Annotated in this window: 10 protein-coding genes and 1 tRNA gene; 9 read left to right on the plus strand and 2 right to left on the minus strand. The window is 69.7% G+C overall.

What is annotated here, in order from left to right; translation table 11 throughout:
• Positions 1–165: 165 nt before the first annotated feature.
• The 4 genes from gltB (at position 166) to AB0G10_RS20760 (ending at position 8,773) form a co-directional block, all read left to right on the plus strand.
• The gene (gltB, locus tag AB0G10_RS20745; RefSeq protein ID WP_360924979.1) at positions 166–4,695 is read left to right on the plus strand and encodes a glutamate synthase large subunit; all 4,530 of its coding nucleotides are present in this window, start codon (positions 166–168) and stop codon (positions 4,693–4,695) included.
• Positions 4,688–6,157, plus strand: coding sequence for a glutamate synthase subunit beta (locus tag AB0G10_RS20750; RefSeq protein WP_360923819.1), 1,470 nt, complete (start codon positions 4,688–4,690; stop codon positions 6,155–6,157). The genes gltB and AB0G10_RS20750 overlap by 8 nt, the downstream gene beginning before the upstream one ends.
• Before the next feature lie 301 nt (positions 6,158–6,458).
• Entirely contained in the window at positions 6,459–7,898 is a 1,440-nt protein-coding gene (gene pyk, locus AB0G10_RS20755) for a pyruvate kinase (protein WP_360923822.1), read from the plus strand.
• A complete protein-coding gene (locus AB0G10_RS20760) occupies positions 7,895–8,773 on the plus strand; it encodes an acyl-CoA thioesterase II (protein ID WP_360923825.1) in 879 nt (292 codons plus the stop codon). Before pyk ends, AB0G10_RS20760 begins: the two co-directional genes overlap by 4 nt.
• Positions 8,774–9,454: 681 nt before the next feature.
• Here AB0G10_RS20760 and AB0G10_RS20765 read toward each other — a convergent pair.
• Together AB0G10_RS20765 and AB0G10_RS20770 are read right to left on the minus strand one after the other, a co-directional pair.
• Complete coding sequence (locus AB0G10_RS20765; protein WP_360923828.1) at positions 9,455–10,567, minus strand: hypothetical protein; 1,113 nt, start codon at positions 10,565–10,567, stop codon at positions 9,455–9,457.
• Positions 10,568–10,778: 211 nt separating this feature from the next.
• Positions 10,779–10,855, minus strand: a tRNA-Leu gene (locus AB0G10_RS20770).
• Between the two features lie 143 nt (positions 10,856–10,998).
• Here AB0G10_RS20770 and AB0G10_RS20775 point away from each other — a divergent pair.
• From AB0G10_RS20775 to AB0G10_RS20795, 5 genes are all read left to right on the plus strand, one after another.
• The gene (locus tag AB0G10_RS20775; RefSeq protein WP_360923831.1) at positions 10,999–11,613 is read left to right on the plus strand and encodes a response regulator; all 615 of its coding nucleotides are present in this window, start codon (positions 10,999–11,001) and stop codon (positions 11,611–11,613) included.
• A gap of 165 nt (positions 11,614–11,778) precedes the next feature.
• Positions 11,779–13,068, plus strand: coding sequence for a branched-chain amino acid ABC transporter permease (locus tag AB0G10_RS20780; RefSeq protein ID WP_360923834.1), 1,290 nt, complete (start codon positions 11,779–11,781; stop codon positions 13,066–13,068).
• 10 nt (positions 13,069–13,078) lie between these two features.
• Complete coding sequence (locus tag AB0G10_RS20785) at positions 13,079–14,068, plus strand: branched-chain amino acid ABC transporter permease (protein ID WP_360923836.1); 990 nt, start codon at positions 13,079–13,081, stop codon at positions 14,066–14,068.
• A complete protein-coding gene (locus AB0G10_RS20790; RefSeq protein WP_360923839.1) occupies positions 14,058–14,993 on the plus strand; it encodes an ABC transporter ATP-binding protein in 936 nt (311 codons plus the stop codon). Before AB0G10_RS20785 ends, AB0G10_RS20790 begins: the two co-directional genes overlap by 11 nt.
• Entirely contained in the window at positions 14,986–15,768 is a 783-nt protein-coding gene (locus tag AB0G10_RS20795) for an ABC transporter ATP-binding protein (RefSeq protein ID WP_360923842.1), read from the plus strand. The genes AB0G10_RS20790 and AB0G10_RS20795 overlap by 8 nt, the downstream gene beginning before the upstream one ends.
• The last annotated feature ends 370 nt before the right edge of the window (positions 15,769–16,138 follow it).

Here is a 16,138-nt window from a genome sequence, read left to right on the forward strand (position 1 = left end):
AGTTCCTCCGCCCAACGGTGCGAGGTGTGATCAATCCGCATCTGGCGGAGATCAGTGGCTCTTAACGTAGACTCAAGAGACTTTGCAGGGCCGACGTCGTCCCGACCTCAGAATGAAACACCAGTGACGACAGGAGGCCCGGTGGCATATCCGCACCCCCAGGGGATGTACGACCCGGCGTACGAGCGTGACGCGTGTGGTGTGGCCTTTGTTGCCGACATTCACGGCCGTCGCTCCCATGACGTGGTCTCCAAGGGCCTTTCGGCGCTTATCCGCCTGGACCACCGGGGCGCCCGTGGCGCCGAGCAGAACACCGGCGACGGCGCCGGCATCATGATCCAGGTACCGGACCGGTACTACCGCGCGGTCGCCGGCTTCGAGCTGCCGCCGGCGGGCTCGTACGCGGCCGGTCTGGTCTTCCTGCCGACGGACCCCGACGACGCGGCCCGGGCGATCAAGGTCTTCGAGAAGTACGTGCTCGTCGAGGGCGGCGAGGTCCTCGGCTGGCGTGACGTGCCGGTGGACCCGTCCGACCTGGGCGCCACCGCCGAGGACGCCCGCCCCGCGATCCGCCAGGTCTTCCTGGCCGCGCACCGGCTCTCGGCCTCGCCCGCCGGCCCGGCCGGCGAGCGGCTGTCCGGCATCGAGCTCGACCGCGTGACGTTCTGCATCCGCAAGCAGGCCGAGCGGGAGACGTCGCAGCGCGGCGTCGCGCTGTACTTCCCGTCGCTCTCCTCGCGGACCATCACGTACAAGGGCATGCTCACGCCCGAGCAGCTGCCCGCGTTCTTCCCGGACCTGACGGACGAGCGGGTCGACAGCGCCATCGCGCTGGTCCACTCGCGGTTCTCCACGAACACGTTCCCGTCGTGGCCGCTGTCCCACCCGTACCGGCTGATCGCCCACAACGGCGAGATCAACACGATCCGGGGCAACAAGAACTGGATGGCGGCCCGCGAGGCGCTGCTCTCCTCGGCGAACCTGCCGGGCAACATCAAGCGGCTCTTCCCGATCAACTCGCCGGAGGCGTCCGACTCGGCGAGCTTCGACGAGGTCCTCGAGCTGCTGCACCTGGCCGGCCGCAGCCTGCCGCACGCGGTGCTCATGATGATCCCCGAGGCGTGGGAGAACGACCCGGAGATGGAGCCGGCGCGCCGCGCGTTCTACCGGTTCCACGCGAGCCTCATGGAGCCGTGGGACGGCCCGGCCGCCGTGGCGTTCACCGACGGCACGGTCATCGGCGCGGTGCTGGACCGCAACGGACTGCGCCCGGGCCGCTGGTGGCACACCGCCGACGGCCTCGTGGTGCTCGGCTCCGAGGCCGGTGTCATCGACTTCGCGCCCGGTCAGGTCGTGGCCAAGGGCCGCCTCCAGCCCGGCAAGATGTTCCTGGTCGACACCGCTGCAGGCCGGATCGTGCACGACGCCGAGATCAAGGCCGAGCTGGCCGCCGCCGAGCCGTACGCGGACTGGCTGCACGCCGGTCTGATCGAGCTGAGCGACCTGCCGGCCCGTGAGCACGTGATCTACACGCACGACTCGGTGACCCGCCGGCAGCAGGTCTTCGGCTACACCGAGGAGGAGCTGAAGATCCTGGTGGCGCCGATGGCGCGGACCGGCGCCGAGCCGCTCGGCTCGATGGGCACCGACACCCCGATCTCGCCGCTCTCCAGCCGGCCCCGGCTGCTGTTCGACTACTTCCACCAGCTGTTCGCGCAGGTGACGAACCCGCCGCTGGACGCGATCCGCGAGGAGCTGGTGACCAGCCTCTCGATGACGATCGGCCCGGAGGCCAACCTGCTCGACCCGGGCCCGGCGAGCTGCCGTCAGGTGGTCCTGCCCTACCCGGTGATCGACAACGACGAGCTGGCGAAGCTGCTCTCCATCGACGAGGACGGCGACCTGCCCGGCTTCAAGGCGGTACGGGTGTCCGGCCTGTACCCGCTGCGGGACGGCGCGGCCGGCATCAAGGCCCGGCTCACCCAGATCTGCCGGCACGTGTCCGAGGCGATCGAGGACGGCGTACGCATCCTGGTCCTCTCCGACCGGGACTCCAACGCCGACCTGGCGCCGATCCCGTCGCTGCTGCTCACCGCGGCCGTGCACCAGCACCTGGTCCGCGAGCAGACCCGCACCCAGGTGGCGCTCGTCGTCGAGTCCGGCGACTGCCGCGAGGTGCACCACGTCGCCACGCTGATCGGCTTCGGCGCCGCGGCGGTGAATCCGTACCTCGCCTTCGAGAGCGTGGACGACCTGATCGCGACCGGCGCGCTGGCCGGGATCGACCCGCGCAAGGCGGTCCGCAACTACGTGAAGGCGCTCGGCAAGGGCGTCCTGAAGATCATGTCGAAGATGGGCATCTCGACGGTGTCGTCGTACTGCGGCGCACAGGTCTTCGAGGCGGTCGGCCTGGAGAACAAGCTGCTCCAGCGCTACTTCGCGGGCACCTCCGGCCGGATCGGCGGCGTCGGCCTGGCCGGCATCCACGCCGAGGTCAAGGCGCGGCACGAGAAGGCGTACCCGGCCAACCCGGCCGAGCGGGCGCACCGCCGGCTCGAGGTCGGCGGCGAGTACCAGTGGCGCCGCGAGGGCGAGATCCACCTGTTCAACCCGGAGACGGTCTTCCTTCTCCAGCACGCTACGCGGTCCAAGCAGTACGACGTCTTCCGCAAATACACTTCCAAGGTCGACCAGCTGGCTGCCGAGGCCGGTCACCTCCGTGGGCTCTTCCGGTTCAAGCCGGGCCGGACCCCTGTCTCGCTGGACGAGGTCGAGCCGGCCTCCGAGATCGTGAAGCGCTTCGCGACCGGCGCGATGAGCTACGGCTCGATCTCCGCCGAGTCGCACGAGACCCTCGCCATCGCGATGAACCGCCTCGGCGGCAAGTCCAACACCGGCGAGGGCGGCGAGGACGTCGAGCGCCTGTACGACCCCGAGCGCCGCTCGAGCGTCAAGCAGATCGCGTCCGGCCGCTTCGGCGTGACCAGCGAGTACCTGGTCAACGCGGACGACCTGCAGATCAAGATGGCGCAGGGCGCGAAGCCCGGCGAGGGTGGCCAGCTGCCCGGCAACAAGGTGTGGCCGTGGGTCGCCAAGACCCGGCACGCCACCCCGGGCGTCGGCCTGATCTCGCCGCCGCCGCACCACGACATCTACTCCATCGAGGACCTGGCCCAGCTGGTCCACGACCTCAAGATGGTCAACCCGGCGTCCCGGGTGCACGTGAAGCTGGTCTCCGAGATCGGCGTCGGCACGGTCGCGGCGGGTGTCGCGAAGCTCAAGGCCGACGTCATCCTGATCTCCGGCCACGACGGCGGCACCGGCGCGTCCCCGCTGAACTCGCTGAAGCACGCCGGCACCCCGTGGGAGCTCGGCCTGGCCGAGGCCCAGCAGACGCTGCTGCTCAACAAGCTGCGCGACCGGGTCACCGTGCAGGTCGACGGCCAGCTCAAGACCGGCCGGGACGTGGTGATCGCGGCGCTGCTCGGCGCCGAGGAGTTCGGTTTCGCGACCGCTCCGCTGATCGTCTCGGGCTGCATCATGATGCGGGTCTGCCACCTGGACACCTGCCCGGTCGGCATCGCCACCCAGAACCCGGTGCTGCGCGAGCGCTACACCGGCAAGCCGGAGTTCGTCGAGAACTTCTTCCTGTTCCTCGCCGAGGAGGTCCGGGAGATCCTGGCCGAGCTCGGTTTCCGGAGCATCGACGAGGCGATCGGCCAGGCCGAGGTGCTCGACGTGGTCCAGGCGGTCGACCACTGGAAGGCGAAGGGCCTCGACCTCGCGCCGGTGCTCTACGTTCCCGAGCTGCCCGAGGGCGCGTCCCGGCGCGGCATCGTGGCGCAGGACCACGGCCTGGAGAAGGCCCTGGACAACGAGCTGATCGCGCTGGCCCAGCCGGCCCTGATCAAGGGCACGCCGGTCCGCGCCGAGGTGGCCACCCGCAACGACCAGCGCAGCGTCGGCGCGATGCTGGGCGGCGAGGTGAGCCGGCGGTACGGCGGCAACGGCCTGCCCGACGACACCATCTCGTTCACCCTGCGGGGCACGGGCGGGCAGTCGTTCGGCGCGTTCCTGCCGCGCGGCGTGACCCTGCGGCTGATCGGCGACACGAACGACTACGTCGCGAAGGGCCTGTCCGGCGGCCGGGTGATCATCCGCCCGTCCGAGGACGCGCCGTTCGTGGCGGAGGAGAACACGATCGCCGGCAACACGATCCTGTACGGCGCCACCGGCGGCGAGATCTTCCTGCGCGGCCGGGTGGGCGAGCGGTTCGCGGTCCGCAACTCCGGCGGCCAGGCGGTCGTCGAGGGCGTGGGCGACCACGGCTGCGAGTACATGACCGGCGGTGTCGTGGTGGTGCTCGGCCCGACCGGGCGCAACTTCGCGGCCGGCATGAGCGGCGGCAAGGCGTTCCTGCTCGACCTGGACGCCTCGCTGGTCAACCCGGAGCTGGTCGACCTCGCGCCGCTGACCGAGGACGAGCGCGAGGTGCTGCGCTCGCTCGTCGAGAAGCACCACGCCGAGACCGACTCCGCGGTCGCCGGCAAGCTGCTCAAGGACTGGTCCGCGTCGGTGGAGCGGTTCACCGCGGTCGTGCCGCGGGACTACAAGCGCGTGATGGAACTGATCAGGACCGCCGAAGCCGCCGGTCGCAACGTCGACGAGGCGGTCATGGGGGTCACCAGTGCCTGATCCGAACGGTTTCCTCCGGTACGAGCGGCAGCTGCCGAAGCGCCGCCCGGTCCCGCTGCGGATCATGGACTGGAAAGAGGTGTACCCGCCCGCGGGCGAGGAGCTCATCCGCGACCAGGCCACCCGCTGCATGGACTGCGGCATCCCGTTCTGCCACGACGGCTGCCCGCTCGGCAACCGGATCCCGGACTGGAACGACCTGGTCCGGACCGGCAACTGGGAGTCGGCGATCGAGTCGCTGCACGCGACGAACAACTTCCCGGAGTTCACCGGCCGGCTCTGCCCGGCGCCGTGCGAGGCGGCCTGCGTGCTGGGCATCGCCGACGACCCGGTGACCATCAAGCAGGTCGAGGTGGAGATCGCCAACCACGCCTTCGGGCGGGGCCTGGTGCCGCAGCCGGCGCCGGCGTCCTCCGGCAAGTCGGTCGCGGTGGTCGGTTCCGGCCCGGCCGGCCTGGCGGCCGCCCAGCAGCTGGCGCGAGCTGGGCATGCGGTCACCGTCTACGAGCGCGACGACCGCATCGGCGGGCTTCTCCGGTACGGCATCCCGGACTTCAAGATCGAGAAGCATGTCATCGACACGCGGCTCGCGCAGATGGAGGCCGAGGGCGTCGTCTTCCAGACCGGCGTGAACGTCGGCGTCGACATCACCGCCGACGACCTGCGGGAGCGCTACGACGCGGTGCTGCTCGCGGCCGGCGCCCTGGCCGGCCGGGACACCCCGGAGACGGCGGGTCGCGGGCTGAACGGCGTACATCTGGCCATGGAGCACCTCGTCCCGGCCAACCGGATCGTCGCGGGTCTGCAGGACACCACGCCGATCGACGCCAAGGGCAAGCACGTGATCATCATCGGCGGCGGCGACACCGGGGCGGACTGCCTCGGCGTGGCCCACCGCCAGGGCGCCGCCTCGGTGACCCAGCTGGACCAGTACCCGCTGCCCCCGGACGTGCGCACCGGTGTGAAGGACCCGTGGCCGACCTGGCCGATGATCCTGCGCAACTACGCGGCCCACGAGGAGGGCGGCGACCGGGTCTTCGGCGTCGCGGTGCAGGAGTTCGTCGGCGACGAGAACGGGAACCTGGTCGCGATCCGGCTCGCCGAGGTGCAGGTGCAGCGGATCGACGGGGTCCGTACCGTCACGATCGTCCCGGGCACCGAGCGGGAGCTCCGCGCCGACCTGGTCCTGCTCGCGATCGGCTTCGAGGGCACCGAGGACCAGCCGCTGCTGTCCCAGTTCGGGCTGACCCGCAACCGGCGCAACGTGCTGGACGCGGACCGCGGCTGGCAGACCGCGGCCGAGGGCGTGTTCGTCGCGGGCGACATGCACAAGGGCGCATCCCTGATCGTCTGGGCGATCGCCGAGGGCCGGGCCGCGGCCTCCGCGATCCACAGTTATCTCGGCGCCTCCGGGGAACTGCCGGCGCCGGTGCGATCGGATTCCCAGCCGCTTTCGGTCTGACGATTTTCGCGCGACGGCCCGCTGCCTAGGAAAGGCGGCGGGCCGTCGCTATTTTGCGTGCTCCGGGAGCAAATTCGAAATTGGTTACCGAGCGTTAAGGCCGCTGAGGCTGTGTTCGAGGTCGGCATGTGCCGACGACCGCCCTGAGACGCCCGATAAGCTGAACCCCGCGGTCGCCGACGCCCGCCGGACGACGCAGCTCACCCGTGTGGACGCGGGTTTGACCTCGCCGTCGACACCCGCAGTTCACGACGTTGCCGGGGGTCGGCCGCCGAGCCGACCGGGGAGAAGGACTAGCCTGATGGCCGTGACACGCCGCGTAAAGATCGTCTGCACGATGGGACCCGCCACCAAGTCGCCGGAGCGCATGCTCGGCCTGGTCGAGGCGGGCATGAACGTGGCCCGGATGAACTTCAGCCACGACACCCGGGAGAACCACCGGGAGATGTACGAGCTGGTCCGCTCCGCCGCTGAGCAGGCCGACCGGCCGGTCGCCATCCTCGCCGACCTCCAGGGTCCGAAGATCCGGCTGGGCAAGTTCGCCGACGGGCCGCACCGCTGGGAGACCGGTGACCGTGTCGTCATCACCAGCGACGACATCCTGGGCACCAAGGACCGGGTCTCCTGCACCTATACGAAGCTGCCGCAGGAGGTCAAGGCCGGCGACCGGCTCCTGATCGACGACGGCAAGGTCGCCGTCGAGGTGACCGGCGTCGAGGACGGCAAGGACATCCAGTGCCTGGTCACCGAGGGTGGCCCGGTCAGCAACAACAAGGGTGTCTCGCTGCCGAACGTCGCGGTCAGCGTCCCCGCGATGAGCGACAAGGACGAGGAGGACCTGCGGTTCGCGCTGAAGCTCGGCGTCGACCTGGTCGCGCTCTCGTTCGTCCGCTCGCCGGAGGACATCAAGCTGGTTCACCAGGTGATGGACGAGGAGGGCCGCCGGGTCCCGGTCATCGCCAAGGTGGAGAAGCCGGAGGCCGTCGATCACCTCGAGGCCATCGTGCTCGCCTTCGACGGCGTCATGGTCGCCCGCGGTGACCTCGGCGTCGAGCTCCCGCTCGACCAGGTCCCGCTGGTGCAGAAGCGCGCCGTGCAGCTCTGCCGGGAGAACGCGAAGCCGGTCATCGTCGCGACCCAGATGCTCGACTCGATGATCGAGAACTCGCGCCCGACCCGCGCCGAGGCCTCCGACGTGGCGAACGCCGTGCTCGACGGCGCCGACGCCGTGATGCTGTCCGGCGAGACCTCGGTCGGCAAGTACCCGGTCCTCACCGTCAGCACGATGGCGAAGATCGTGAGCACCACCGAGGCCGGCGGCATGGGCGTCCCGCGCCTGCAGCACGACCCGCGGACGCACGGTGGCGCGCTCACCGTCGCGGCCTCGCAGATCGCCCGCAACATCGGCGCGAAGGCCCTGGTGGCGTTCTCGCAGACCGGCGACACCGTACGCCGGCTCGCGCGTCTCCACTGCGACCTGCCGCTCTACGCGTTCACCCCGGTCTCCGAGGTGCGCAACACGCTGGCACTGAGCTGGGGCGTCGAGACGTTCCTGACCGACTTCGTCGAGCACACCGACGACATGTTCCGTCAGGTCGACGCGAAGATGCTGGGCCTCGGCCTGGCCAAGCCCGGCGACTACGTGGTCGTCGTGGCGGGCTCCCCGCCGAACGCGCCCGGCTCCACCAACACCCTGCGGGTCCACCAGCTCGGCTCGCTCGTCGACCCGGCGTCGGTGTGACCTTGCCGTCTCAGGGACAGGCCGCCGTCGACCAGCTTCTGGGTCTCCTCGACCTGAAGCAGGTCGACGCGGCCACCTTTGAGGGCGAGAGCCCGCAGACGGGCGCCCAGCGTGTGTTCGGCGGCCAGGTCGCCGGGCAGGCGCTGGTGGCGGCGGGCCGGACTGTCGACCCGTCCCGCCAGGTCCACTCGCTGCACGGATACTTCGTCCGGGCCGGCGACCCGACCGTGCCGATCACGTTCCACGTGGAGAACATCCGGGACGGCCGGTCGTTCTCGGTCCGGCGCTCCACGGCTAAGCAGCACGGCAAGACGATCTTCTTCATGTCGGCGTCGTTCCAGGTGCCGGAGGAGGGTCTCGACCACCACACCCCGCCGCCGACCGGCGTCCCGGCGCCCGAGGACGTGCCCACCATGCTCGACTGGGTGGAGCGCTACCCGGAGCGGATGGGCCTGTTCCGGGCCTCGCCGCAGGCCGTCGACGTGCGCTACGTCGGCGTGCCGGGCTGGGTGCCGCCGGGCGACCGCGAGATCCAGCCCGAGCAGCGGGTGTGGATGCGGATCAACGGCACGCTGCCGGACGACCCGCTGATCCACGCGTGCGCCCTCACGTACGCCTCCGACCTGTCCCTGCTCGACGCGGTGCTCTCCACGCACGGCGAGGTGTGGGGACCGGGCGGCGTGATCGGCGCTTCGCTGGACCACGCGCTCTGGCTGCACCGCCCCTTCCGCGCCGACGAGTGGTTCCTCTACGACAGCGCGAGCCCGTCCGCCAGCGGCGCCCGCGGCCTGGCCAGTGGCCGGATGTTCACTCGCGACGGCCGGCACATAGCCAGCGCCGTCCAGGAGGGCCTGCTCCGCAGAGTAGGCGCCTGACCCGCCCCCCGCGCCCCCAGCCCCACGTTCCCGCGCCCACCACCCTCCCGCTGTGGATCTTGGACGCTTGCCCACCGATTCCGGCGGTGAGACCTCCAAGATCCCGAAATGGGTGGCGAGACGTTCAAGATCCCGGTCCGAGCGGGTTGCGAACGTCCAAGATTGCCGCGCGGGCGGGGTGCGAACGTCCAAGATCGCTGCGTGGGCGGGGTGCGAGCGTCCAAGATTGCCGTATGAGCGGGGTACGTACGTCCAAGATCGCGGCAGCGGTGGTGAAGCGTCCAAGATCGGGGACGCCTGTGCATCGCCCGCGCCGCGCAGGGGAGTTGCTCCGGAAGTACGGGGCCCGGCGAGGAAGGGGCGCCCGCTCTCACCGTCTCCCGCCTCCCGCTGTGGATCTTGGACGCTTGCCCACCGATTCCGGTGGTGAGGCGTTCAAGATCGCTAAATGGGTGGTGGAGCGTTCAAGATCGCGGAATAGGTGGTGAGGCGTTCAAGATTGGCGGTTTGGGCGGACGGCTTGCGATCGCGTGCGGCGCGCCTCGGGCTGGGATCGGGCGCCTCGGGCTGGGATTGGGGACCCGCACTGGCATCGGGCACCCCGCCGGTCGGGGATCCCGGTCTGGCGACTGACCGTTCTGGCGGATCCGCCGACCGGCGGGGCCGGGGACAGGGCCTCTGTCAGATCTTGCCCGGATTGTCGTCGCGCGCCCGCCCGGCCGGAGCGGTCTCGGCCGCGCCCTCCGGGGTGTCCGGCACCGCAGGCAGGTCGGCCGGTTCGGCGTGCCGTGCCGTGCCCGCCCGGGGTCCGGTGATCCCGGCCTGGAGGAGCATGGCGTCGAGGTCGGCGGTGGTGCGCACGACGTGCTCGTGATAGGTGGTCCCGGCCGGATCGGGGTTGCCGCCCGCGGGGGAGACGGCCGGCACGGTGTCCTCGGCGCGGTGCCGGGCCTTCGTGCCGGCGGGGGTGGCGACGAAGTCTGCATGCCCGGCCTTCGTGGCGGCAGGAGTGGCGGCGAAGTCTGCATGCCCGGCCTTCGTGGCGGCAGGAGCGGCGGTGAGGTCCGCATGCCCGGCCTTCGTGACGGCGGAAGCGGCGGTGAGGTCCGTATGCCCGGCCTTCGTGACGGCGGGAGCGGCGGTGAAGTCCGCATGCCCGGCCGAGTAGCCCGCGAGCCCGGCGGCGCGCTCCGGCGGCAATTCCAGGATCTCCTTGCGTACGACGGGAGCCAGCTCCCGCAGGCGCAGCGAGGTCACCAGGTCGGCGACCGCGCGCAGCACGGCGAGGGCGCCGAGGGTCACCACGATCAGGTCGGCGGCGGCCGCGAACGGGCCGGCCGAGAAGTAGCCGAGGGCGGTCTCCAGCACGCCGACCGTGACGATGAGGCTCCACACCCGATCGGAGCCGCGGGTCATGATCCCGACGGCGACGTCCACGGCGCCGCGGACCATCAGGTACCAGCCGACCATGGCGGCCGGGGTGGCGAGTTCCGAGCCGGGGGCGAAGACGGTCGCCGCCGCGGTGGCGCCGAAGATCAGGGTGAGGCCCGCGTTCAGCCACCAGGTGCGGGTGCCGGCCAGGGTGCGCAGCAGTTCGCAGACCGCGCCGAAGAGGATCACCGGGCCGGCGACCGCCGCGATGTCGGCGGGTTCGAGGCGCATCACGGCCCAGGCGACGACCAGCCACGCCGCTCCCGCGAACATCAGGAAGCCCCACATGCTCCCGCGTGCGACGGTCAGGGGCGAGGAACCGGACACCAGCATGAGGCCTCCCGACGAAGCTGTCCCTGACATGACAGCACCCGCCGCGAGCCGTGGTCGGGGGTTCGCTCAGATTGCCGGGGAAGCTCTCAGGATTCGCTATCGCACACCTGTGACACGGCGTTCATGCGAGCGAAATGAAAGGCGTACCCAAGAATTGGCCCTGAAATGGGGTCAGCAAGATCGAAAGTGGCTGGTCCGCTGGTCGGGCCGGGCGTGCACGACATTGACGCCGATCTGGATTTGGTGCCCCCGGTGGGATTCGAACCCACACTGTATGGTGTTTGAGACCATCTTCTCTGCCGGTTGGAATACAGGGGCAATCCACTCATCGTGGCACGCCTGATCAAGGCGTGAGATGGTCACGCCAGGATGAGACTCCGACAGCCTACCTACTAGGCTTAGGGAGGCGACACCCACATACCGGGTGTCGCGACATCGACGTTCTGGGAGTAGGGGTTTCCGTGGCCGACACGCAGGCTGGTGCCGAGCGCAAGCGGGTGCTCATCGCCGAGGACGAGGCCCTGATCCGGCTGGACCTCGCCGAGATGCTGGTCGAGGAGGGCTACGACGTCGTCGGCGAGGCCGGTGACGGGGAGACCGCGGTGCGCCTGGCCGAGGACCTCAAGCCCGATCTCGTCATCCTGGACATCAAGATGCCGATCATGGATGGGCTGGCCGCGGCCGAGCGGATCGCCGGCGGGCGGATCGCCCCGGTCGTCATGCTGACCGCGTTCAGTCAGCGCGAGCTCGTCGAGCGGGCCCGCGAGGCCGGTGCGATGGCCTACCTCGTGAAGCCGTTCCAGAAATCCGATCTGGTGCCGGCCATCGAGATCGCCCTCTCGCGCTATGCCGAGATCGCCGCGCTGGAGTCCGAGGTGGCCGGGCTGACCGATCGGCTGGAGACGCGCAAGTCCGTGGAGCGCGCCAAGGGTGAGCTCATGACGAAATACGCGATGACTGAGCCGCAGGCGTTCAAGTGGATCCAGCGGACCGCGATGGATCACCGGATGACGATGCGCGAGGTCGCCGATCGGATTCTGAAGGAGTCCGAGGACGAGGGCGCAACCCCTGAGTAGATCGATGTCGAGCCACCGTTCCGGGATTGGCTCTTGACCGAAGATTGAGGCTTCGTAACGGCTCTGTTACGACCGGCTGCAACGCTCCTCTGCAAGCTATGATCCCCGCCAGTCCTTCGCGAGACGTCTGGCGGGGATTTCTGCTGCTAAACACAAGGAGCATCGTTGCGTAGAGCCGTGATCATCTTCACGGCCGTTCTCGGATTCCTGTTCACCTCCCTGGGTTTCGGCGCCACGAGCGCACTGGCCGAGGGTGAGTCGTTACAGGGCACGTTGATCAATGCCGGCCAGCCAGTGGCGGGCGTGGTTATCAAGGTGACGGAAGAGAGCGGCACTCCGGTCGGTGACTCGACTTCGGCTGCTGACGGAAAGTGGTCGGTAGCGGTCCCGAAGGCCGGAACATACAAAGTCGACCTCGACCCTGCGACGCTCCCGCAAGGCGTCACCGTCACGACCGGCCGGACCAGCCTGACGCTGACCGTCTTCGAGGGCGCCGCACGTAACGTGCTGTTCCCGCTCGGTCCGGCGGCCGGCGCACCGGGCACCGAGGAGCCCGAGGAGTCGGGGAGCTCGACTGCCTCGCGGGTCGCCGACCTGGTCTATACGGGTATCCATTTCGGTCTCATCATCGCGCTGGCGGCCCTCGGCCTCTCGCTCATCTTCGGGACCATGGGCCTCACCAACTTCGCCCACGGTGAGCTGGTCACGTTCGGCGCCCTGGCCTGTTTCCTGTTCAACGTCACCGTCGGGCTGCCGCTCGAGCTGGCGGCCGTGCTGGCCGTCGTCCTCGGTGGCGCCTTCGGGTACTTCCAGGACCGCTTCTTCTGGGGCTGGCTGCGCAACCGCCGTACCGGCCTGATCGGCATGATGATCATCTCGATCGGCGTGGCCCTGATCCTGCGCTACCTGTACCTGTTCTTCTTCCGCGGCGACACCCAGCAGTACGCGCAGTACGTCGCCCAGCCCGGCATGGACCTCGGTCTCATCGCGGTGGCGCCGAAGAACCTGGTGATGGACGGGATCGCGATCGTGGTCCTGGTCGTCGTCTCGCTCGCGCTGATCAAGACCCGGCTCGGCAAGGCGACCCGTGCGGTGGCGACCAACCCGTCGCTCGCCGCCGCTTCCGGTATCAGCGTCGACTCGGTCATCCGCCTGGTCTGGACGCTCGGTGGCGCCCTCGCCGCGCTCAGCGGTGTCATGCTCGCCCTCTTCCAGGGCGTGAACTACCAGATGGGCTTCCAGATCCTGCTGCTGGTCTTCGCCGCGGTCACCCTCGGCGGTCTCGGCACGGCCTTCGGCGCGCTGCTCGGCAGCATGGTCGTCGGCCTCGCCACCCAGCTGTCGACGCTCTGGATCCCGACCGAGCTGAAGAACGTCGGCGCGCTGTTCGTGCTCATCGTCATCATTCTGATCCGGCCGCAGGGCATCCTGGGCCGCCGCGAGCGGATCGGCTGAGGGGGGAACGATGAACTGGGACATCATCTTCGGCGTCTCTCTCGAGTCGCTGGTCAACGCCACCATGATCGCGTACGCGCTCGCCGCCATCGGCCTGAACGTGCATTTCGGCTACACCGGCCTGCTGAACTTCGGCCAGTCGGCGTTCCTCGGCGTCGCCGCGTACGGCCTCGCCATGACGGTGTCGACGTTCGGCCTGCCGTTCTGGACCGGCATCCTGGTCGGCCTCTTCGGTGCCGTCCTGCTCGCGCTGCTGCTCGGCATCCCGACGCTGCGCCTGCGCGCCGACTACCTGGCGATCGTGACGATCGCCGCCGCCGAGATCGTCCGCCTGCTCTTCCGCTCGGTGTCGCTGAGCGAGTGGACCGGCGGCTCCGACGGTCTGCAGCGGTTCTCCGACGACTTCTTCGCGATGAACCCGTACAGCTCGTCGCTGGAGATCGGGATCGTCAGCTTCGACGAGCGTGAGCTCTGGGTCATGACGGTCGGCTGGATCCTCATCGCGATCTCGCTGCTCATCGTCTGGCTGTCGATGCGCAGCCCGTGGGGCCGGGTCATCAAGGCCATCCGCGAGGACGAGGACGCCGTGCGCAGCCTCGGCAAGAACGTCGTCTCGTACAAGATGCAGTCGCTCATCCTGGGCGGCGTGCTCGGCTCGCTCGGCGGCTTCATCTTCGCGCTGAGCCGCGCGGCCGTGCAGCCGGACACCTACGGCACCGAGTTCACGTTCTACATGTACACGATCGTCATCCTCGGTGGCGCCGCCCGCGTCTTCGGCCCGGTCGTCGGGTCGATGATCTTCTGGTTCCTGCTCGCGTTCGTCAACGCGGTGCTGCCCTCGGCGATCTCGGCCGGGTACATCCCGAGCTGGATCATGGACGCCAACCAGGCGGGTGCGGTCGGGTTCATCCTGGTGGGTCTCGGCCTCGTCCTCTTGCTGATTTTCCGCCCACAGGGCATCTTCGGCGACAAGAAGGAGGTCATGCTCGATGGCCGATGACGTCACCGTCCCGCCCGGTGTGGCGAAAGCGCGCGAGGCTCTCAAGGACGTCCCGCACGAGCCCGGCGCGCCCAAGAAGGACCCGATCCTGGTCGCCGACAACGTGGTCCGGCGCTTCGGCGGCCTGACCGCCGTCGCGGTCGACCACATCGAGATCCAGCGTGGTGCGATCACCGCGCTGATCGGCCCGAACGGGGCCGGCAAGACCACGTTCTTCAACCTGCTGACCGGTTTCGACCGGCCGGACGAGGGCGACTGGAAGTTCAACGGCAAGCCGCTCGCCGGCGTGCCCGCGCACAAGGTCGCGAAGCAGGGCATGGTCCGCACGTTCCAGCTGACCAAGGCGCTGTCCCGGCTCACGGTCATCGACAACATGCGCCTCGGCGGCACCGGCCAGAAGGGCGAGTCCTTCTGGCGTTCGCTGATCCCCGGCATCTGGAAGAAGCAGGAGCAGGAGATCACCGAGCGGGCCGACGAGCTGCTCACCCGGTTCAAGCTCGACGCCAAGCGGGCCGACTTCGCGGGCAGCCTCTCCGGCGGCCAGCGCAAGCTGCTCGAGATGGCCCGGGCGCTGATGGTCCAGCCCGACATGGTCATGCTGGACGAGCCGATGGCCGGCGTGAACCCGGCTCTGACGCAGTCGCTGCTCGGCCACGTGAAGAGCCTGCGGGAGGACGGCATGACCGTCCTCTTCGTCGAGCACGACATGGACATGGTCCGCGACATCAGCGACTGGGTCATCGTGATGGGCCAGGGCAAGGTGATCGCCGAGGGCACGCCGGACACGGTGATGGCGGACCCGCGGGTCATCGACGCCTACCTGGGCTCGCACCACGACGGCACCGAGCACGACGCCGCCGAGGTCTCGGCGGAGGTGCCGGTCGCTGCCACCGATGTGCTCGAGGGAGGTAAGAACGATGAGTGACGCAACCTCCGGCAACGAGGTCGAGGGCCGCTCCGAGCACCTGAGCGCGGCCGACGGCGCTCTGGTCCGGGTGGACGACGTGATCGCCGGCTACCTGCCGGGCGTGAACATCCTCAACGGCTGTGACCTGTACGCCAAGGAAGGCGAGCTGGTCGGCATCATCGGCCCCAACGGCGCCGGCAAGTCGACATTGCTCAAGGCCCTCTTCGGCCTGGTGACGATCCGGTCCGGGCAGGTCACCCTGCGCGGCGAGGAGATCACCAACGTCAAGGCGAACAAGCTGGTCGCCAAGGGGATCGGCTTCGTGCCGCAGACCAACAACGTCTTCGGGACCCTCACCATCGAGGAGAACCTGGAGATGGGCACGTTCCTGCGCCCGAAGCGCTTCAAGGAGCGGTTCGACTTCGTCGCCGGCCTCTTCCCCGCCCTGGGCACCCGGCGCAAGCAGCGCGCCGGCTCGCTCTCCGGCGGTGAGCGGCAGATGGTGGCGATGGGCCGCGCCCTGATGATGGAGCCCAGCGTCCTGCTGCTCGACGAGCCGTCGGCGGGTCTCTCGCCGGCCATGCAGGACGAGGTCTTCTTCCGTACCAAGCAGATCAACGAGACCGGCGTGACCGTCATCATGGTCGAGCAGAACGCCCGCCGCTGCCTCCAGATCTGCGACCGGGGCTACGTCCTGGACCAGGGCCGCAACGCCTACACCGCGTCCGGCCGCGACCTGATCCACGACCCCAAGGTGATCGAGCTCTACCTGGGCACGCTCGCCAAGGCCTGATCCGCCCGCTTCGCCCGAAGGCCCCGGAACCGCCTGGTTCCGGGGCCTTCGCCGTGCGTGGGTCACGCCAGGACTTCCCCTTGCGCTCTCCTTCATGGGTACGAGGGGGCCGCCCGGTCCCCGCCCACGGGCGACGGCGCGCACCCGGCCACCCCCGGCCCCGCATCACCCTCCGCCGCCCGGCCGGCGTGGCGCGCACTCGCCTTCGGCAACACCCTCAGCAGCCCGAGCGGCGTGGTGCGTCCTCGCCCCCGGCGACACCCTCCGCGGCCCGGTCGGCGTGGAGCGTCCTCGCCCCGGCAACACCCTCCGCCGCCCGGCCGGCGGGACGTGGAGGCCGGCGTGGCGCCGGCGGTCCCCCGTACCCCGA

Origin of the sequence: Actinoplanes sp. NPDC023714, from assembly GCF_040639855.1 — a bacterium.
GTDB lineage: Bacteria > Actinomycetota > Actinomycetes > Mycobacteriales > Micromonosporaceae > Actinoplanes.